This window comes from Pseudomonas sp. Marseille-Q8238 (assembly GCF_965111915.1).
Map to the genome: position 1 here is coordinate 4,891,280 of NZ_CBCOPI010000001.1, position 17,880 is coordinate 4,909,159.

Annotated in this window: 18 protein-coding genes; 7 read left to right on the top strand and 11 right to left on the bottom strand. The window is 62.3% G+C overall.

Going from position 1 to position 17,880, the window contains the following annotated elements; all coding sequences use genetic code 11:
- Window positions 1-30: 30 nt before the first annotated feature.
- On the bottom strand, window positions 31-726 hold the full coding sequence (locus ACWPW0_RS22515) for a tetratricopeptide repeat protein (RefSeq protein ID WP_454256610.1): 696 nt from the start codon (window positions 724-726) through the stop codon (window positions 31-33).
- A gap of 155 nt (window positions 727-881) precedes the next feature.
- Here ACWPW0_RS22515 and ACWPW0_RS22520 point away from each other — a divergent pair, with 155 nt between their 5' ends.
- On the top strand, window positions 882-1,364 hold the full coding sequence (locus tag ACWPW0_RS22520) for an acyl-CoA thioesterase (protein ID WP_447595267.1): 483 nt from the start codon (window positions 882-884) through the stop codon (window positions 1,362-1,364).
- A gap of 182 nt (window positions 1,365-1,546) precedes the next feature.
- Entirely contained in the window at window positions 1,547-3,208 is a 1,662-nt protein-coding gene (gene ybaL / locus ACWPW0_RS22525) for a YbaL family putative K(+) efflux transporter (protein ID WP_447595268.1), read from the top strand.
- A gap of 4 nt (window positions 3,209-3,212) precedes the next feature.
- Here the strand turns inward: ybaL and ACWPW0_RS22530 are convergent, their stop codons facing one another.
- Window positions 3,213-4,460 (bottom strand): hypothetical protein, encoded by a 1,248-nt coding sequence (locus tag ACWPW0_RS22530; RefSeq protein WP_454256611.1) that lies wholly within the window; start codon window positions 4,458-4,460, stop codon window positions 3,213-3,215.
- Window positions 4,461-4,583: 123 nt separating this feature from the next.
- Here ACWPW0_RS22530 and ACWPW0_RS22535 point away from each other — a divergent pair, with 123 nt between their 5' ends.
- Entirely contained in the window at window positions 4,584-5,003 is a 420-nt protein-coding gene (locus ACWPW0_RS22535) for a DUF3301 domain-containing protein (protein ID WP_447595271.1), read from the top strand.
- A 6-nt stretch (window positions 5,004-5,009) separates the two neighbouring features.
- On the opposite strand, the gene ACWPW0_RS22540 is transcribed toward ACWPW0_RS22535, so the two are convergent.
- Both ACWPW0_RS22540 and ACWPW0_RS22545 read right to left on the bottom strand, forming a co-directional pair.
- Complete coding sequence (locus tag ACWPW0_RS22540) at window positions 5,010-5,888, bottom strand: alpha/beta fold hydrolase (protein ID WP_447595273.1); 879 nt, start codon at window positions 5,886-5,888, stop codon at window positions 5,010-5,012.
- A gap of 54 nt (window positions 5,889-5,942) precedes the next feature.
- Window positions 5,943-6,743 (bottom strand): alpha/beta fold hydrolase, encoded by an 801-nt coding sequence (locus tag ACWPW0_RS22545; protein ID WP_447595274.1) that lies wholly within the window; start codon window positions 6,741-6,743, stop codon window positions 5,943-5,945.
- Between the two features lie 177 nt (window positions 6,744-6,920).
- On the opposite strand from ACWPW0_RS22545, the gene ACWPW0_RS22550 reads away from it, so the two are divergent.
- Complete coding sequence (locus ACWPW0_RS22550; protein ID WP_447595275.1) at window positions 6,921-7,541, top strand: TetR/AcrR family transcriptional regulator; 621 nt, start codon at window positions 6,921-6,923, stop codon at window positions 7,539-7,541.
- Here ACWPW0_RS22550 and ACWPW0_RS22555 read toward each other — a convergent pair.
- Together ACWPW0_RS22555 and ACWPW0_RS22560 are read right to left on the bottom strand one after the other, a co-directional pair.
- On the bottom strand, window positions 7,538-8,899 hold the full coding sequence (locus tag ACWPW0_RS22555; protein WP_447595277.1) for a DUF1329 domain-containing protein: 1,362 nt from the start codon (window positions 8,897-8,899) through the stop codon (window positions 7,538-7,540). The two genes, ACWPW0_RS22550 and ACWPW0_RS22555, sit on opposite strands and share 4 nt — an antisense overlap.
- A gap of 16 nt (window positions 8,900-8,915) precedes the next feature.
- Entirely contained in the window at window positions 8,916-10,664 is a 1,749-nt protein-coding gene (locus ACWPW0_RS22560; protein WP_454256612.1) for a DUF1302 domain-containing protein, read from the bottom strand.
- Between the two features lie 274 nt (window positions 10,665-10,938).
- Between ACWPW0_RS22560 and ACWPW0_RS22565 the strand changes: the two genes are divergently transcribed.
- On the top strand, window positions 10,939-11,790 hold the full coding sequence (locus tag ACWPW0_RS22565; RefSeq protein ID WP_447595281.1) for an extracellular medium-chain-length polyhydroxyalkanoate depolymerase: 852 nt from the start codon (window positions 10,939-10,941) through the stop codon (window positions 11,788-11,790).
- 90 nt (window positions 11,791-11,880) lie between these two features.
- Entirely contained in the window at window positions 11,881-12,627 is a 747-nt protein-coding gene (locus ACWPW0_RS22570; RefSeq protein WP_454256613.1) for a hypothetical protein, read from the top strand.
- Here the strand turns inward: ACWPW0_RS22570 and ACWPW0_RS22575 are convergent.
- Window positions 12,624-13,592, bottom strand: a complete 969-nt coding sequence (locus ACWPW0_RS22575) for a CobW family GTP-binding protein (protein ID WP_454256614.1) — start codon at window positions 13,590-13,592, stop codon at window positions 12,624-12,626. The two genes, ACWPW0_RS22570 and ACWPW0_RS22575, sit on opposite strands and share 4 nt — an antisense overlap.
- A 72-nt stretch (window positions 13,593-13,664) precedes the next feature.
- On the opposite strand from ACWPW0_RS22575, the gene ACWPW0_RS22580 reads away from it, so the two are divergent.
- On the top strand, window positions 13,665-14,018 hold the full coding sequence (locus ACWPW0_RS22580; protein WP_447595287.1) for an NADH:ubiquinone oxidoreductase: 354 nt from the start codon (window positions 13,665-13,667) through the stop codon (window positions 14,016-14,018).
- A 36-nt stretch (window positions 14,019-14,054) separates the two neighbouring features.
- Here ACWPW0_RS22580 and ACWPW0_RS22585 read toward each other — a convergent pair whose 3' ends face one another.
- From ACWPW0_RS22585 to aroA, 4 genes are all read right to left on the bottom strand, one after another.
- Window positions 14,055-14,699 carry a DUF1826 domain-containing protein gene (locus tag ACWPW0_RS22585; protein WP_454256615.1) on the bottom strand — a complete coding sequence of 215 codons (645 nt, stop codon included), beginning with the start codon at window positions 14,697-14,699 and terminating at the stop codon, window positions 14,055-14,057.
- Window positions 14,699-15,904, bottom strand: a complete 1,206-nt coding sequence (zigA, locus tag ACWPW0_RS22590; RefSeq protein WP_454256616.1) for a zinc metallochaperone GTPase ZigA — start codon at window positions 15,902-15,904, stop codon at window positions 14,699-14,701. Before zigA ends, ACWPW0_RS22585 begins: the two co-directional genes overlap by 1 nt.
- A gap of 11 nt (window positions 15,905-15,915) precedes the next feature.
- Window positions 15,916-16,314, bottom strand: coding sequence for an RNA polymerase-binding protein DksA (gene dksA / locus ACWPW0_RS22595; RefSeq protein ID WP_454256617.1), 399 nt, complete (start codon window positions 16,312-16,314; stop codon window positions 15,916-15,918).
- Window positions 16,315-16,500: 186 nt separating this feature from the next.
- Window positions 16,501-17,799 carry a 3-phosphoshikimate 1-carboxyvinyltransferase gene (gene aroA, locus ACWPW0_RS22600; protein WP_454256618.1) on the bottom strand — a complete coding sequence of 433 codons (1,299 nt, stop codon included), beginning with the start codon at window positions 17,797-17,799 and terminating at the stop codon, window positions 16,501-16,503.
- Between the last annotated feature and the right edge of the window lie 81 nt (window positions 17,800-17,880).

The window sequence follows — 17,880 nt, forward strand, 5'->3', positions numbered from 1 at the left end:
AGGCTCTAAGGTGTGCCGTCGTGTAACCGGTTACCGGGCCTTGTAGTAGCGGCCACCCACACTGATATTGGCGCCGCCATAGTCCTGGCAACCCTCGGCGAAGACCTCCACGACGCGCAGGCGCAAGCCATCGCGCAGCACCTGTACCGCACAGCCCGGAGCCAGCCCCGCCTCTTCCAGGCTGAAGTAGTCACCCTCGCCGGACAGACGTCCCTCCAGTTCGCCAATGGCAGCAGGCCCATACTCTTCAACCTTCGCCTCTACACGCAGCGGCGAAAACTCGGCGCGGTAGCTGCCATCCTTTGCCCGGTTGATCGTCAGCGTGCTCCATACGGCCTGACCGCCATAGCGCAGGTAATGCCCCTCGGCAGACGCCGTCAGGGCGGACAGATCCTGCGCACCCAGCTTGGCCAGATTGTGCCGTGTGGCGACACCGTTCATCTGTGCCTCCAGCGCCACCTCCAGCCAGGCCCTGGCCATGCCGGGCTGGCCAGCCTTCAGGGTGGCCAGCATCAGGTTGTTCAGCGCCAGCTCACGCTCCGTGGCATTTTCCGCGAGCTCGGCGCGCCGCAGCTGACGCTCGAACGCTTCCACCGCCTCAGGGTAATGCCCCGCCTTGTAGGCCTGCGTGCCTTGCGCGTTGCACTGCTGGGTGGTTTCACAGGGCGCTGCTGCCACGGCCAACAATGGCAGGGTCAACAGGCTGTAACAGATCAGGTATTTCATTAGAGGGACCTTCTGATGAGCCAGGTGGTCAGCTTAGAACCTGTTCACCTGCATTTGAATGGCAAGAAACGCGTTGATCGCATGCCGAAACCCGCAGGCAAGCCGAACCAAGCCCAGCTATCGTTTTCTGATCGAATCCCTCTGCAGAGCACGCCATGGAACCCGGTAACGCCCAACTGACGATGACCGTTCTCATGACCCCGGACATGGCCAATTTCTCCGGCAATGTCCACGGCGGCACCCTGCTCAAGTACCTCGACGAAGTGGCCTACGCCTGCGCCAGCCGTTATGCCGGCAGCTACGTGGTGACCCTGTCGGTGGATCAGGTGATCTTCCGCGAACCGATTCATGTCGGCGAGCTGGTGACCTTTCTCGCCTCGGTCAACTACACCGGGCGTACCTCCATGGAAATCGGCATCAAGGTCATCACCGAGAACATCCGCGAGAAGTCGGTACGCCACACCAACAGCTGCTTCTTTTCCATGGTTGCGGTGGATGAACGTGGCGCACCGACGCCCGTGCCAGCCCTGCAGCCGGAAACTGCGGAAGAACGACGGCGTTTTTCCCAGGCCAAACAACGACGCGCCATACGCCAGGAACTGGACGAGCGCTATCAAGCACTGCGCGCGGAGGGCTGACCACACCGACATTTCCTGACAAAAAAACTGCCAGGCTTGATGATATTTTTCAGGTTACTCTACTGGCCGCGGCAGACACCGCTTCCAGCACGGGCCTGGCCCCGTGATACACCATCGAACAGCCTACACGCACTCTTGCCGTCTTCATCAGGCTGTCCCCTGCGTGCCTCAAAGGAGCCCGGATGCCCCATCACACACCCCTGCTTGCCACCCTGGCCGCTGGCCTGGTCCTGGCTTTTGTCCTCGGCTCGCTGGCCCATCGCCTGCGCATCTCGCCGCTGGTCGGCTACCTGCTCGCTGGCGTGCTGGCTGGCCCGTTTACCCCGGGTTTCGTTGCCGACCAGGCACTGTCCATGGAAATCTCAGAACTGGGCGTGATCCTGCTCATGTTCGGTGTCGGCCTGCACTTCTCGCTCAAAGACCTGATGTCGGTCAAAGCCATCGCCATCCCCGGCGCCGTGGTACAGATCACCGTCGCCACCCTGCTCGGCATGCTGCTGGCCTGGAGCATGGACTGGACGCTCGGCGCGGGCCTGATCTTCGGCCTGGCACTGTCCGTCGCCAGTACCGTGGTGCTGCTGCGCGCCCTCGAAGAACTCAACCTGCTCGACACCCAGCGCGGGCGCATCGCCATCGGCTGGCTGATCGTCGAAGACCTGGTCATGGTCCTGGCGCTGGTCCTGTTGCCGGCGCTGTCCGGCATGCTCGGCGGCAAGGCTGCCAGTGAAGAAATCAGCCTCGGTTTCCAGTTACTGATCACCCTGGCCAAGGTCGGTGCGTTCATCGCCCTGATGCTGGTAGTCGGTCGCCGCGTGATTCCATGGATTCTGACCAAGGTCGCCGCCACAGGCTCACGCGAGCTGTTCACCTTGTCGGTCCTGGCCATTGCCATGGGCATCGCCTATGGCTCGGCGATCCTCTTTGATGTGTCCTTCGCCCTGGGCGCGTTCTTCGCCGGCATGGTGCTCAACGAGTCGGAACTCAGCCACGATGCCGCAGAAAAAACCCTGCCGCTGCGCGACGCCTTCGCCGTCCTGTTCTTCGTCTCGGTGGGCATGCTGTTCGACCCGCTGATTCTGTTCAAGGAGCCGCTGCCGGTTCTGGCCACCTTCCTGGTCATCGTCTTCGGCAAGTCGCTGGCGGCACTGGCCATCGTGCGCGCCTTCGGCCACCCACTGAGTACCGCGCTGACGATTTCCGCCAGCCTGGCGCAGATCGGTGAGTTCAGCTTCATCCTCATCACCCTGGGCGTCGGGCTGGAACTGCTGCCGGAGCAGGGCCGCGATCTGCTGCTGGCCGGCGCCATCCTGTCGATCATGGTCAATCCGCTGCTGTTCGTCGCCATCAAGCGCCTGCAGCCGTGGCTGGATCGCCGCGAGGGTGTGGGCCAGCCCAGTGGCAAGGTCGAAGCAGATATCCCTCCGCCAATCCTCGAGCGCGACCACGCTATTCTCATTGGTTACGGCCGCGTCGGCCATCGGGTTGCTGACCGCCTGCAAGCCGCCGGGATTCCCCTGGTGGTGACCGAAGACAACCGCGCCAGCCTCGATGAGCTACGCGCCAACGGCATCAGTACGGTGCTGGGCAACGCGGCCAGACCGGGTGTTCTCGAGCTGGCGCAGGTGGAGCATGCCCGCTGGCTGCTGATCGCCATCGCCAATGGTTTCGAAGCCGGGCAGATTGCCCAACAGGCCCGGGCCATCAATCCGAACCTGGAGATCATCGCCCGCGCGCACTTCGATGCCGAGGTCGATTACCTGGAACAGAACGGTGCCGATCTGGTGATCATGGGCGAACGCGAAATCGCCAACGGCATGTGCCAGCGTCTGGGCCTGGCTGGCTAAACGCTCATAACGGCACGCAGCGACCGGCCTCTTTGGCATCAAAGGGGCCGTTGTAGCACAGGCGATCCTGATCATCGAGAAAAGGGCGCTGTGTGGGCTCATAGGGGTTCTGCGCCCCATTCAGACTCGCCACACCCGCCTCGACAACCTCCTGCGGCAGTGCAGCGCTGAGGGCCAACAACCGCAACTTGGCGTCGAGGTCGTGGATACGCGCAGCATAGCGGTTCCAGTCAGGCACTTTAATGGCCAGCAACACGTCACCCACCCAGTTGCGCACACCGGTATGCGGCACCTGCTGCGCCGGCACGTGCGCCATGGCCTGGCTGAACTCCTGCGGAGGCAGTTCGGAAAGCTGCGCCGCGACCTGATAGCGCGCCAGGCTCGCATTGATGCTCATCTGCGGCTTGTACCCCAGCCACATGTCCAGACTCCCGCGAACGCGCCTCTCGGCACCGAGACCGTGGTAAACCGCCGCCTGCGCCTGAAACTCATGCTGCAATGCCCGTGATAACGAGCGCTCCTCCAGGGTGAGCGCCGCCGTGTCCTGCGCCACCGCGACCAACCCCGCTCGCTGCAGCCGTGCCTGCCATTCCAGGTTGCGGTTGAGCAGTGCGACCAAGGCCATCTTCAGCACCAGGTGATCGGCGCGGGCCAGGTATTGGCGCAAAGCACTGCGCTCCTCCAGCAACAGGGCGCTGGCTGCATGCTTTTCGCCAGCCAGGGCCTGCTGCAGCGCCTGCAGCCCCAGTAGGTGGGCGCCCCTCAACAGATAACTGAGCGCGGGTATGGGCTCGTCGGGCCCTGGCTGGGCCAGCGTGAGGTAATCATCAAGGGCGATAAACTGCCGGTAGCGCTCAAGCAACTCGCCATGCGTCCCGAGGATGGCAGGCAGCTCAGGACTGCGCTCGACCAGCCTGGCGAAACACGCTGCCAGGGTAATGGGGCAGAAAAACTCGCCATCGGGCAGTGGCAGCATGGCGTGTTGATCGGGGCTGAACGGTTCACTGACGGAATGCGCCACTCGCCAGGCCTGGTAGGCCGCCAAGGTCTGAGCGCCCAGCTCACGGGGAGATTGCCCGATTGGCGCATGGATACCGAGCAAGAGCAGGTACGCTTCACTGTGCGTTACCTGGTGCTCGGCAGGCGCCAACCAGGCCTGTGCGTCCGGGCTGATGGGCTCGTCACGTAGCCACGCATAGCCCGCCAGCAATAAAACCGCCGCCCCCACTACCAGTAACATCGGCGCACGCATGAGCAATCCCTTCACTCCCATTGACTGGCGCGGACGCTAACCAGAAATTCGCCGAGCGACAAGCCAAGACCTGAGACAGAAGCAATGGATCGGTTAAGCTGAACATCTGCTACCGGAGTCGCCATGCTGAGTCTGTTCGATGTGTTTCTGTTGATGCTGTTCTTCGCCGCCACGGCCTGGCTGTGGCGCGGGCATGGCATACGCGAACGCGCCCTGCTGCTGGCCAAGCAGCACTGCGCGAAGATGGAAGTGGAGTTGCTCGATGGCAATGTCGCTCTGCGCCGCCTGGCGATACTGCGCGATGCTCGTGGACATAAGCGGCTGGCGCGGATTTTCGACTTCGAGTTCACCGTGAACGGCGAGCAACGCCTGACCGGCAGCATCAGCATGTTCGGCCAGCAAGTAGGCGCGATCGAGTTGGACGCTCACCCTTTTGCCGCCTCAGACGAAGCGCCGCGCGAACCCGTAGCCACGCAGCAGCCCCCCGGCAATGTCATCCAGCTGCAAGACTGGAAGCGGCAGCATGATCGTCTGGATCTCTAAAGCGTCTCAGCCTTCCGGTAACAGAAACGCCACAACCTGGGCAGCACTCTGCGCCGGAAACTCCTGCATGAAGCAGTGCCCGCCAGGCACTTCCATCTCGATCACTGTCGGATTGATGCGTGCCAGCTTGCGCGCCGACTGCCCGACGAAGGGGTAGGTTGCCTGGCCGTGGATCAGCAGCGTCGGCGTGCGAATCTTGGGCAGCGATGACCAGAGATGCCGGGGAAAGGAGCTGAAGATATCCACTTCGCGACTCGGCCGGCATTTCAGTTCTACCCCGCCCTCGACATCCTTCAGCGCATTATCGACATAGGCATGCAGCGCCTCATCCACCCAGCCCTTGAAAATGCCACGCCCCTGCAACTGGGCGAATGCCGAGGCGCGGTCCGGCCAGCGCTGGCGCCGCTTAACGGACTTCTGCGACATGGTGTTGCGCCGATGCACGCCGAACAACCGGGCTACTGCCATCGCCATGATCATGCCGCGCGAAAACAGCACCGGGTCGAGCAGCACCGCGCGGCGGAACAACTGATGGTGACGAGACAGGATCAGGCTGCTCAACACCCCGCCGAAGCTATGGCCCAGGATGTAGCGAGGCACATCGCCAAATGCACCACGCCCGGCTTCGAATGCCTCCACAGCCAACTCGGCGCTGCGGTTCCAACCTCGAAAATCCCCACCATGTTCGGTTTCACCATGGCCCTGGGCATCGCACAGCCACAGGTCGAAATGCTCGCTCAAGTGCGCCAGCATCGGCTCATAGGTACGGCCACAGAAGCCATTGCCATGCAGAAAATGCAGCAGCGGCTTGCCGGAGGGTGGCGAATGCCAGCCGGTCAGGGTGAAGCCAGCGGACGTGGGATGGGACCAGGGAAGCAGATGCATGGAAAGAGCCGCAGAGAAAGTCTGCGGCAAGTGTACCGGTGCACCACCCGTACGTCAGGCGGGCAAATTCGCCGAATGTTCGACGATAAAGGCCTCAAGCAGGCGATTCAGCTGTTCTGGCTGGTCCAGCGGCGTGGCGTGCCCGGAGTCGGCTATCACCTCAAGATGCGCATTGCGTAGCAGGCGTACATATTCCTCCTTGTGCGACAACGGCGTGTAATCACGGTCCCCGGCCACCACCAGCAGCGGCGTGTCCACGTACTGCACCGCCGGCAGGCTCGACCAGCCGGGAATGGCGCGCATGGCATGCAGGTAGGAAACCCGATCATTGCCTGCGATGCGTTCGGCCACCAGCTCGCGCAGCGTTTGCTGCTCCGGTTTGGGGAACAGCTTGCCGGCCAGGACTCGGCCCAACCCACGCAAGCCGAGCAGACGCACCAGCAACAGGCGCACAGCGATTTGCGCACGGATTTTCCAGGATTCCAGCGGGAAACTCGGGGCGCTGTTGATGATCACGGCCGCACGCACCAACTGAGGCTGATCGGCCAGGAGCTGGAAGGTCAGCATGCCGCCCATGGAAATGCCCACCAGAATGCAGGGCTGGATACCCAATGCACGAATGAAGTCGGCAACATCCGCCGCCAACCCATGCATGTCGACCGGTGACCGCAGTGGCTCGCTCTGGCCATGGCCGCGGACGTCGAGGGCGAATACCTCGCAGAAGCGTGCCAGGTGCTCGATCTGGGGTTCCCAATCGAGCAGTGAAGAACCCAATCCATGCAATAACAAGACAGCAGGACCCTGGCCCTGACGAATATAGGCGAAACGCCCTCCAGGCAAATTAATATAATCCACTGCTATATGCTTCCCATAATGAATCGGGGGTATAAAAAGTGCCAATCAATTAAATAATGACCGTATAAAACCGCACTCTTTGTCACCGCTGTTATACGACGCTTATTACTGGATGGTTATTTGCCTTGCTTGGGCAAACCCCCTAGAATCGGGCAGCGCCGGTTCGAGTATCGAGTTATGTACAGCATTGTCAGTCCCACCCAGGCACGCAGCAAAAAAGCCTTGGAACGTTTCCTCAATGTCGCCGCCGACTTGTTGGCGGACAATCGTTTCGAAGAAACCGGTATTTCCCAGATCGCCCAGCTCGCCGAATCCTCGGTGGGCACCTTCTACCGCCTGCTCGCCGACAAGGACGTGCTGCTGTACGCCGTGCATGACCGCTTCGTCGAACAAGGGCGCGGTGCCATCGATGCACTCACCGATGAACTCAGCCGCAGCGATCTGCCACTGCGTGCGCAGATCGAGGGCTTCATCCAGGGTGTCATCCGTCTCTTCGCCGGCAGCGAAGGCTTGCTCCGCGCCCTGATTCGCCGCAGCTCGGTCGACGTAGAGTTTCGCTCGCGCTTCCACCAGCTCAACGCCTACATCGGCCAAACCTTCTGTCGCATCGCCCTCGCGCGAGCCGATGAACTCGGCCATCCGAACCCGCAACAGGCTGCCGACCTCAGTGCCCATATGCTGCTGGCCGGCATGAACTACTACACCATGATTGGAAGTATGGGCGCGACCCCCGCGGAAGTTATCCCTGAGGAACTTTCGCGGTTGGTCTGCAATTACCTGGAAGTTCCCAAACATTAACGTCTGCTGTCACGACGTAATTGTGCAGGTGTGAAGTCCGACGGTTTAAGCGTAATACCAAACTGATCAGCCGGTTCTTCATTGGACAATACACCAATGACATAACGGCCACCGATCAGATCATATATCGCATCCCCTTTGGTCCAGACCAGCGGCTGATCATAGAAGTTGATCGAATAGGACTCACCGACGCGCCACAGTTTGTCGCGGTTGTCGTAATGATCGACCACCAGTACCTGATAACTGTCTTCATCGAAGTACATGTCGCGCTGTTTGTACTGGTGCCGTTGCCCGGCCTTGAGCGTCGCGCGCACGTGCCATACCCGGTGCAGCTCATAGCGCAGCAGGTCCGGATTTACATGGCCAGCATTGACGATGTCTTTGTACGTGTTGCTCTTCGAGGCCAGGCGATAGCTGTTGTACGGCACATACATCTCTTTCTTGCCGACCAGTTGCCATTCGTACTTGTCCGGTGCTCCCGAGAAGATGTCGAAGTTGTCGGTGGTACGCATGCCTTCCGAAGCGGTACCGGGTGAGTCATAGGCGACGTTCGGGGTGCGTCTTACACGACGCTGACCTGCGGCATACAGCCAGGCCAGGCGCGGCTCCTTCACCTGGTTGACGGTCTCGTGTACCAGCAATTCAGTGCCGGCCAGGCGCGCGGGAGCCAGTACCGACTGACGGAAGTAGAAGAGAATGTTGCCGTTGTTCTTGCTCGCGTCTCCGGCATCCTGGTTGAACAGGAACAGGTCCTCGATGCGGGTCATGAAGTAGTCGCCGCTGGCATGCGGTACCGCCTGGGCGTAGTAACGCTTCACCGCGTCGCCGCGATAACGCACCAGGTGGTTCCACAGCACTTCGAGCCCCGATTGCGGGATCGGGAACGGGGTGGCGATCTTGAAGTCGTCGATGCCGTTGCCGTTCTCGATCAGCCGGGCGCTGCGGGCGTTTTCCTTGACCGCGGCATAGACCTTGTCCGGGTAGGAGGCCGAGCGATGCGTCGGGTAGACCTGCAGTTTCCAGGTGTCTGGATAACGCTGGAGCATGGCCACCTGGCCGGGGCTCAGGTGGTCGGCGTACTGCGCGGCATTGGCATTGGTGATGCTGAACAGAGGCTGGTCTGCCGCGTAGGGGTCCTTGTAGCCAAGGGCCGGGTCATACGCGTCGGCAGTCTGGGGCAAACCGCCGGTCCAGGCGGGAATCGTACCGGCAGCGTTACCGGCCTTTTCCGCACCCATCGGGGTCAGGTCGGCGCCCAGACGGGCAACCTGATCGGCACTCACTTGAGCTTGCAACAGGGGTGCGGCCAGCAATGTGGCGGCCAGCAGACCCGTGTGAAGCAATCCTGATTTATACATGATGGGACGTCCCTTCTCAGAAGCTGTATTTGACGTTGAAGCTGAGGAAATCGCGGTCTGTACGCTTGTTGGTCAGACCGCCGCCGCTGAACGCGACGTACTTGGTGCCCAGCGTCAGGGACTCCTTGTAGATGGCATCGACACCCAGCGAGTAGCTCTGCGCGCCTTCATCCAGACCGTTGGTAAGCTGTGGTGCCGTGCCCTTGATGCTGTACTGGTAGCTGATGTTGGGCACCAGATTGAACAGGTTGAACACGTTGCTGTAGTTGAAGCTCATGCTGGCCTGAGCACCGTAGGCGCTGCGGGTGGCTTCGTAGTAATCGACGTTCGACTCCAGCCCCTGCACGCGGCTGGCCACGACCTCGGAGAAGAAGGTCGCCGAATCGGCACCCAGGATATTGGTGAAGTTGTAGATGGCGACCAACGAGGCCTGGTACATGTCCTTTTCGCGGTAGCCGTCCAGGCGGGTGCCTGGGGCAAAGCCACCCGAGAGACCCAGCGCTTGCGGCAGGTATTCGGCCAGGCCCAGCGCAATCGGTGTATCCGGGCGGTAGCTCAGCTCACCGGCCAGCGACAGGCCGTTGAAAATGGTGTCGCCCTTGACCGAGGTGTTGAAGCTGATGCCATACAGGTCGCGCTTTTCCAGGTACTCGGCGTAGTAGGTCGAACTGTTGGCGATCGGTACGGGCCCCACACCAGGAATAATCCGAGGCTGCCCTACAGTCAGGCCAAGCATCGGCACCTGCATGTTGTAGCGCATGTAGTAGAAGCCCAGCTCGGTGTCGTTCAACTGCGGCACGAACCAGCGCACCGCCGCACCATACTGGGCCGCGTGGTCCGCATCGATATCCTGCGCCCGGGGAATGAAGGTGGTCGGCAGGAGCCCCTTGAGTATGTTGTTCATCCCACCGGCCGCCAATGCATCGGCATAGGCTTGGGCAGCGGCAGGATTATCGAATGCCATCCCCCCCGTAAGCAGCTCCTGCACAGGCGGAACGGACAGGTAGTTACAGCCTTCGCCGATCACGTCGAGGGTCGAGTAGTAGGTCCCGCAAGGGTCGATACGCGATGCTTCCCAGGCCTTGCCTGGCTGCCAGTAGCCTTCGACGCTGAGGTTGTCGCGCAGCTCGAACGAGCCCGAGATCATGAAGGTCGGCATGTACGCTTCCTTCAGCTCGGAACCCGGCGCGCGCAGGGCATTGATGTCCACCGGGTTGGTCGAGCCGATACCGTTCTGGTAGTACAGGCCTTCACCCCAGTTGATCACCTGACGACCAAGGCGGGCATTGAGGGCGCGGTCGTTGACGGTCCAACTGCCATAGACGAAAGCATCCAACAGATCGACGCTGGAACCGGCCTCCTTGAGACCCTTATTGCTGATCTGCCGGTGACGGCGCTCATCGTCCTTGAGCTCGAAGTCATAGAATGCACGGCCCCGCACGAACACGCCGTACTGGTCCTGGAAACGCAGGTCCAGTTCGGAAACCGCCTTGACCACCTGGGAGAACAGATCGCCCCGACGGAAATTGAGGTTGCCGTCGTCGGAGTTGATCAGCGCAGTGTTGTCGCCCTTGCCGCCGTTGGCCTTGGCGATGAGCTTCTTGTCCTGTGCTTCCATGCGGTAGCTGACGCCATACGACACGGTGGTATCCAGGGACGCCGTCCAGTCATCTGAACGCACCTGAAAGGCGTGTGCCACGCTAAGCGGTAACGTGCTGAGCAATGCTAGGCCGGCGAATGCCAGACCTTTTCCGTGATGGGTCACGATGACCTCCAGCTGTTGTTTTTATCGGAATCGGAACATCGGTTCCGATATAAGTTAACCGGAGTCCAACACGCTGGCAAGCACGCCCCACGTAATTTTTTCGCGTGATCTTTCGCAGCTATTTTTATCCCTGCACAGAGCGGCTCTAGCACGCCCGTTGCAGCATGAATAATGCTGCAGCGCCCGTCCTTCCTGACGCTCAGGCACTTGACGGAATCGGAATTCCTGTTTCTATTTGTGCAGCGGTATCACAATAAAAACGGAGACGAGTGCCATGCTCACTACTCGCAATACCCGCAAAGGACTTATCGCGTCACTGCTCTTCACCTGCCTGCTGCACAGCCCGGCATGGGCCGATTCACGCTGCAGCGAGCGCAGCAAAACCCTGCTGTTGCCTGCCAAGGTCAGCTGCACCTTCCAGTCGACCTGGATCGATTCCGGGATCGTCGGCAAGCGCAAGGTGATCTACCAGACGCCCGTTGGCACCCCGCCTGCGGGTGGCTGGCCGGTGGTAATGATCTACCAGGGCTCGTTCTTCCCGCTGAACGACTTCACCTACTACAGCAACATGCCGTTCGGCGGTTATTACGAAGGCAAGCTGGTACAGACCCTGCTCAACAACGGCTATGCGGTGGTCGCCCCCAGCGCGCCGGCTGATCTGTTCTGGCAGACCAACATCCCCGGCCTGGCTCAGAACTATGAGCTGACCACCGATTACGACTTCCTCGGCAACGTGCTGAACGCCATCGCCAGTGGCCATTTCGGCCCGCTGAACAGCCAGCGCCAGTACGCCACGGGAATCTCCAGCGGCGGCTACAACAGCAGCCGGATGGCCGTTTCCTTCCCGGGGCAATTCCGCGCCCTGGCGGTGCAATCGGGCTCCTATGCAACCTGCAGCGGCCCGTTGTGCTCGGTCCCCAGCACGCTGCCGGCCGATCATCCGCCAACCCTGCTGCTGCATGGTTTCGTAGACATGGTCGTGCCCTGGTGGAGCATGGACATGTACTACGACCGCCTGCTCCAACAAGGCATCGAGACCCAGCGCTACACCGAGCCACTGGGTAAGCATGAGTGGTTCGCCGTGTCGCCGGGCAAGGTGCTCGCCTGGTTCAACAGCCACCCCTGAGTGCTCCGGCATGCAGGACTCTGCATGCCGGCCCCCGCCCCCATCCCACGCCTGCGATCCGTCGCAGGCCTTCGCGCTCATGGAGTTCTTGTGTCTCGTCGATTGTTTCCCCTGCTGCTCGGCGTCCTCGCCACGCTGCTCCACGCCGCCGCGCCCGCAAAAGAACCCGCAGACACGCACCTGCATAGCGTGCGCCTGGCGGTACAAGGCACGCTGGGTGATTTCTATCTGCTCTACGGGGTCGACAGCGATCCACGGCACGCCGAGTCGATCGACAGGCGCATTACCCAGGTAGACAAACACCTGATTGAACTCAAACACAGCCTTGATGGCGAGCCGCTGCAACGCTTCGAACAGCACTGGCGCACCTATGCCGCGCTGCTGCGTCAACTGAGCGGGGAGCTGCTGCAACAGCACAACCTGCCGGGCAGTGCCTTTACCGAATTGATCCAGTTGCATGATCAGTTGCTCGAAGCAGGCGAACAACTCGCCACCACACCCATGGCCCAGGAACGCCAGCTAGCCCTGCTCCTGCAAACCATCGCCACCCGCTACATCGCCTACAGCATCGGCGCCAATACCCTCGGCACGGACGAGCAGAGCATCGACGAGCTGGCCGGGCAGTTCAGCAATGGCCTGCAGGGCCTGCAACAACGTACCGGGCAGACCGAGAAATACCTGCGCCTGCTCGATGCTATCGGCCACACGTGGCGCTACATCGAACCGTCATTGCGCAACTACCAGAGCGCGGCCATCCCCTCGCTGGTCAACCGTTACGCGACGCGCATCATTCAGGACCTTGAACAGGTTCACGCCAGCGCCGCGGCACGGGGCTAGTCCGTTACCAGGCAGTTGCGCAAACCCCGCTGCAGACTGGCGGCATCCTGTCGCTCCTGGAAAATCAGCTCCAGCCGCGAATCGCGCCGCCATTCGCTGTTCTGCCAGTGCAGCGCCTGACCCTGCAAGGCATTGGCCGACAACCAGCCGGCATTGGTCTGCATCACCAGCTTGGCCCGTCGCCACGCCAGCTCCGCCAGCCAGTGCTGCAGGCGCATCAGCTCGAAACGCTGCGAAGGGTGCCAGCGCCAGCCGATGCTCCAACCCTCGGCCTGGTCGCTGATCTGGCAGATCGGTTGCTGCGGGTCGCCCCAGACCGCGCTCAATGGGGCGGCGCCTGGCGCCAGTCCGTCGAGGTTGAGCGCGTCGCCCGCCTTGAAGGCATGCCCCGGCAATCTGTCGAAATCCACCCGCCCCTGGCTGGTCCAGCATTGCGGCACATCGGGCAGGTAAGCGGCGAGACGCGCCCGGGCGACCGCATCGAGACCTTCGACTTTGTTCAGCACCAGCAGCCCTGCCTCATCGAGCACATCGCCCTGCGCCGGCGCCAGTGACTCACCGGCGGCCAGCGCCGCCGCATCCAGCACCAGCACCGGTGCCTGCACGGCCAATACCTCGGTCCAGGGCGACTCACGCAACTGGCGCAACAGCTCCAGTGGGTGGCCAAGGCCGGACGGCTCGATCAGCAGGCGGTCCGGCCGGGCCTTGCGCAACAGGCGCCCGAGGCCAACCTGAAAAGGTGCGCCGTTGACACAGCACAGACACCCGCCCGCGACCTCGGCCAGGCTGATGCCATCGGCATCGGTAGTCAGCAGGGCTGCATCCAGGCCGATCTGGCCAAATTCGTTGATCAGTACCGCCCAGCGCTCATCGACAGGCTTGTGCTGCAACAGGTGGCGGATCAGGCTGGTCTTGCCCGCACCCAGCGGGCCGGCGATGACATGGGTCGGGATATTTTTCAGCATGCGCCTATGGTGCGGTTTTGCCAGGGTGCAGAAAAGGCTAAAGTCGCGCCTTTGGGCATAGAGGGTACATCGATGCGTGCAATTGCCATCGTGATGCTGTTGGGGCTGGCCGGCCAGGCCTGGGGTGAAGCCTGCGTGATCCACAGCCAGGGTAACCAGGTCGACGTGAAGATCTGCCAGCAGAACCGCAGCATCCCCTCCAACATGTTCCGCAGTGGCTTCTGCCAGCCTCAACTGAAAGGCCAGAAGGTCGAAGTCACCTTCGTCGAGCGCTGCCCGATGGGCTCCTTCGGCGAGTGCCGGGGTGCCCAGGTCGGCGGCATGCCTTACAAGCAGGACATTCATTATTACGGCGTGGACAGCGACGCACGCTACCTCAAGCCCGCCTGCGAGCGGCAGAGCAAAGGCGTGTGGATGCCCTACTGAACAGCCAGCGATCTACCCTCACCTGCCCGACCACCGCTACGCCAGCCAGTCGAGCGTGAGCAGCAGGCGCCCTTCACCCTGAGCTGGAGCCGGTGAGCGGTGAATCAACCCCGCTCCTTCGTTGCCATGCCACTTCTCGCCCTTGGCCAGCAGCACATGGCCCGTTCCGGCCTGTTCGATGGCCGTCATGTCCTGCGGTTCGGCATCGGCAGAACCCAGCCTGCCTCGCGACATCGCCCCCTCACGCAGCCATTGCGTGCCGATCCCGGCATAGCTGGTGATCAGACGCAGGGGCACATGATCGACGTGAAAGCGCGGGCACATGGCCTTGTCTAGGATGCGCAGGCGCAGGCCGATGCATGTCGCATCGACCAGGCAAGCGAACGCTCGCAGTAGCCAGGTCACGTCGGCGATAAAGGCCGCATGACCGTGCAAGTCGGCATAGGCACCCAGCAAGCCGGGCACCATCGCGTCTTCGTCGAGCCGCGCCATCTCTACGCTCAGCGATTCAGCCAGCGGCTCACCACGTGCGAGCAGCAGGCTGGCGAAATCCTCGATCTGCACCGGCAGCCGGCGCTGCCAGACGGCCAGGTTGACGCCATCGCGCAGCACGTCGCTGAGAATCGCCGGCACCTCGGCAGAGACCTGGCGCGCCACCGGCGGCAAGCGCAGGCTGAGCATCAGGCCACCTCCTCGAACCACGGGCCGAACGGATCGGGCAGCGCCAACCATCCTTCCGGGCCGCCGGCCAATTCCGCATCGTCCAGCAGGCAGGCATCGAGGGCCTGAGTCAGGCGTTCGAAGTCGATGTTCTGGCCGATGAACACCAGCTCCTGGCGGCAGTCGCCGATCTGCTTGTCCCAGTGCTTGTGGATGCTTGCCAGACCATCCTCATCCTGCGGCCACTGCGCCCTGGGCACGAAACGCCACCAGCGCCCGGCGTGACCGTGGCGCATCAGCCCGCCGGCCTGCGACCAACTGCCTGCATCCTGCGGCTTGCTCGCCAGCCAGAAGAAGCCCTTGGAGCGCAGCAGGCGGCCGTTGCTCCAGGGCTGGCTGAGGAAGTCGAAGAAACGCTGCGGATGGAATGGTCGGCGCGCGCGATAGGCACTGGCCGCGATGCCGTATTCCTCGGTTTCCGGGACATGCTCGCCACGCAACTCCTTGAGCCAGCCGGGCGCCTGCGCAGCACGCTCGAAATCGAAACGCCCGGTGTCGAGGATCTTCGCCAGCGGCACCGCACCCATGGCCATGGGCAGAATCTCGGCATGGGTATTCAGCCCACGCAGGATCGCGCTCAACTCCTCGCGCGCGTCCTGGCTGATCAGGTCCGCCTTGCTGATCAGGATCACATCGGCGAACTCGACCTGTTCGATCAGCAAGTCGGTGATCGAGCGCTCATCCTCCTCGCCAAGGGTCTCGCCACGGCTGGCCAGGCTCTGCGCCGCATGGAAGTCCTCAAGAAAATTGACCCCGTCGACCACCGTCACCAGGGTATCCAGGCGCGCCACGTCGGCCAGGCTCTGGCCCTGCTCGTCGCGGAAGGTGAAGGTCTCGGCCACCGGCAGCGGCTCGGCGATGCCGGTCGACTCGATCAGCAGGTAATCGAAACGGCCGTCGCGCGCCAGGCGGCCGACCTCTTCCAGCAGGTCCTCGCGCAAGGTGCAGCAGATGCAGCCGTTGCTCATCTCCACTAGTTTTTCTTCGGCGCGATTGAGGCTAACGCCCTTCTGCACCTCGCTGCCATCGATGTTGATTTCGCTCATGTCGTTGACGATCACCGCGACGCGCAGGTCTTCGCGGTTCTTCAGCACATGGTTGAGCAGGGTGCTCTTGCCGGCCCCCAGGAAGCCGGACAGCACGGTTACGGGGAGTCTCTTGTCCATCACGGTTTTCCTCAGGCTTGGTGTTTCTCTTTCTGTTCCTGGCGCTCCTTGGCCTCGATGCACAGCGACGCGGTCGGCCGCAGCAACAGGCGGCGCAGGCCAATAGGCTCACCGGTGTCGGCGCACCAGCCGTACTCGCCGCGTGCCAGGCGCTCCAGTGCCTGGTCGATCTTGTCCAGCAGGCGTTTCTCCCGCTCCAGCAGACGCAATTGCCACTGCCGCTGCTCCTCGGCCGCGCCGATATCGGCGGGATCACTGCTCGGTTCCTGCTCGCGTAACTGCTCGAACTCGCTGGCGATGCGCAGCTGCAGAGCACTGCGCTCGGCCAGCAGCAGGTCGCGAAAGAACGCCTGCTGGGCAGCATTCATGTAGGCGGAGGCGGGCATCGCCAGAAGGTCATCGGCGGTCATCGGCGGGACATCGTTGTATTCGACTAATTAGTTATAACATAACATTATCGAAATAAAATACAGCCGACAGCCGAACGACAAAACGCCCAGGCAGAGACCTGCCAAGGCGCAAAACAGAGGAAAAGGCCGGATGGTTTCACGTGGAACGGCCACGCGGGGGGGTCACCCCTGCGCGGCGTATTGGAATCAGGCGGCGCCTGGCGTGACCACCGAGGCGAACACCTCGAAATAGGTGGGAAAGGTCTTGGCCGTGCATTGCGGATCGTTGATCCGCACCGGCACACCGCCGAAGGTGGCCAGGGAGAAGCACATGGCCATGCGGTGATCGTCATAGGTGTCGATGGCCGCATGAGGGATCAGCTCCGGCACTGGCGTGATACGCAGCCAATCCTCGCCTTCGTCGACAATTGCGCCCAATTTACGTAATTCGGTGGCCATCGCCGCGATACGGTCGGTTTCCTTGACCCGCCAACTGGCGATGTTGGTCAGCCGCGAAGGGCCATCGCAGAACAACGCCAGCACCGCCAGGGTCATCGCCGCGTCGGGGATGTGGTTGAAGTCGCGATCGAAGGCTTTCAACGGCAAGCCGTTGGGCGCGGAGGTTTCGATCCAGTTCTCGCCGTAGGTGACGCTGACGCCGATGGCTTCCAGCGCCTCGGCGAAGGCCACGTCGCCCTGGATGCTGTTGGCACCCACGCCCTGCACCCGCAGCGGCCCGCCGCCCAGTGCGCCGGCAGCGAGGAAGTACGAAGCCGACGACGCATCACCCTCGACGAATACCGTGCCCGGAGTGACATAGCTCGCCGCCGGCACGGTGAAACGGTCCTCGCCCTCGGCACTCACCTGCACGCCGAACTGTGCCATCAGCTTGCGGGTGATCTCGATGTAGGGCTTGGAGATCAGCTCGCTGACCAACTGGATCGACGTCTGTCGCCCGGTCATCGGCAGGGCCATCAGCAGCGCGGTGAGGAACTGGCTGGAAACATCGCCACGGATGCGGATGGCTGCATCGGCAGCAATCCGCGCCGACTTGATCAGCAGCGGCGGGAAGCCTTCCTCGCCAAGATAGGTAATGTCCGCGCCGACCTGGCGCAGGGCATCGACCAGATCGCCGATGGGCCGCTCGTGCATGCGCGGCACGCCATGCAGGCGGTAGGTGCCGCCGTTCAGCGCCAGGGCCGCGGTCAGCGGGCGGAAAGCCGTGCCGGCGTTGCCGAGGAACAGATCAGCCTCCAGCACCGGAAAATGCCCGCCAGTGCCGACCAGGCGGTAGTCGGTATCGCCGGTTTTCTCGATGCTCACACCGAGAGTTGTCAGGGCCTCGAGCATGCGCTCGGTGTCGTCGGAATGCAGCAGCCCACGGATCTCGGTGGTGCCGCTGGCCAGGGCCGCAAGCAGCAGGGTGCGGTTGGAAATGCTCTTCGAGCCAGGCAGGTGCACCAGGCCCCGGGCGCTGGTGGAGGGTTGCAAGTCGAGGTAGTGCATCGGTGACCTTCGGACGAATGCGCGCTGCCGGTGGACATCAAGGCCTGCCGGGCGCCGGAAAAAAGTTGCCTGATGATACCC

Coding starts and splice junctions, on each gene's coding strand:
- ACWPW0_RS22515 (WP_454256610.1), bottom strand. CDS start 726: ATGAAATACCTGATCTGTTACAGCCTGTTGACCCTGCCATTGTTGGCC.
- ACWPW0_RS22520 (WP_447595267.1), top strand. CDS start 882: ATGGAACCCGGTAACGCCCAACTGACGATGACCGTTCTCATGACCCCG.
- ybaL (WP_447595268.1), top strand. CDS start 1,547: ATGCCCCATCACACACCCCTGCTTGCCACCCTGGCCGCTGGCCTGGTC.
- ACWPW0_RS22530 (WP_454256611.1), bottom strand. CDS start 4,460: ATGCGTGCGCCGATGTTACTGGTAGTGGGGGCGGCGGTTTTATTGCTG.
- ACWPW0_RS22535 (WP_447595271.1), top strand. CDS start 4,584: ATGCTGAGTCTGTTCGATGTGTTTCTGTTGATGCTGTTCTTCGCCGCC.
- ACWPW0_RS22540 (WP_447595273.1), bottom strand. CDS start 5,888: ATGCATCTGCTTCCCTGGTCCCATCCCACGTCCGCTGGCTTCACCCTG.
- ACWPW0_RS22550 (WP_447595275.1), top strand. CDS start 6,921: ATGTACAGCATTGTCAGTCCCACCCAGGCACGCAGCAAAAAAGCCTTG.
- ACWPW0_RS22555 (WP_447595277.1), bottom strand. CDS start 8,899: ATGTATAAATCAGGATTGCTTCACACGGGTCTGCTGGCCGCCACATTG.
- ACWPW0_RS22565 (WP_447595281.1), top strand. CDS start 10,939: ATGCTCACTACTCGCAATACCCGCAAAGGACTTATCGCGTCACTGCTC.
- ACWPW0_RS22575 (WP_454256614.1), bottom strand. CDS start 13,592: ATGCTGAAAAATATCCCGACCCATGTCATCGCCGGCCCGCTGGGTGCG.
- ACWPW0_RS22580 (WP_447595287.1), top strand. CDS start 13,665: ATGCGTGCAATTGCCATCGTGATGCTGTTGGGGCTGGCCGGCCAGGCC.
- ACWPW0_RS22585 (WP_454256615.1), bottom strand. CDS start 14,699: ATGCTCAGCCTGCGCTTGCCGCCGGTGGCGCGCCAGGTCTCTGCCGAG.
- zigA (WP_454256616.1), bottom strand. CDS start 15,904: ATGGACAAGAGACTCCCCGTAACCGTGCTGTCCGGCTTCCTGGGGGCC.
- dksA (WP_454256617.1), bottom strand. CDS start 16,314: ATGACCGCCGATGACCTTCTGGCGATGCCCGCCTCCGCCTACATGAAT.
- aroA (WP_454256618.1), bottom strand. CDS start 17,799: ATGCACTACCTCGACTTGCAACCCTCCACCAGCGCCCGGGGCCTGGTG.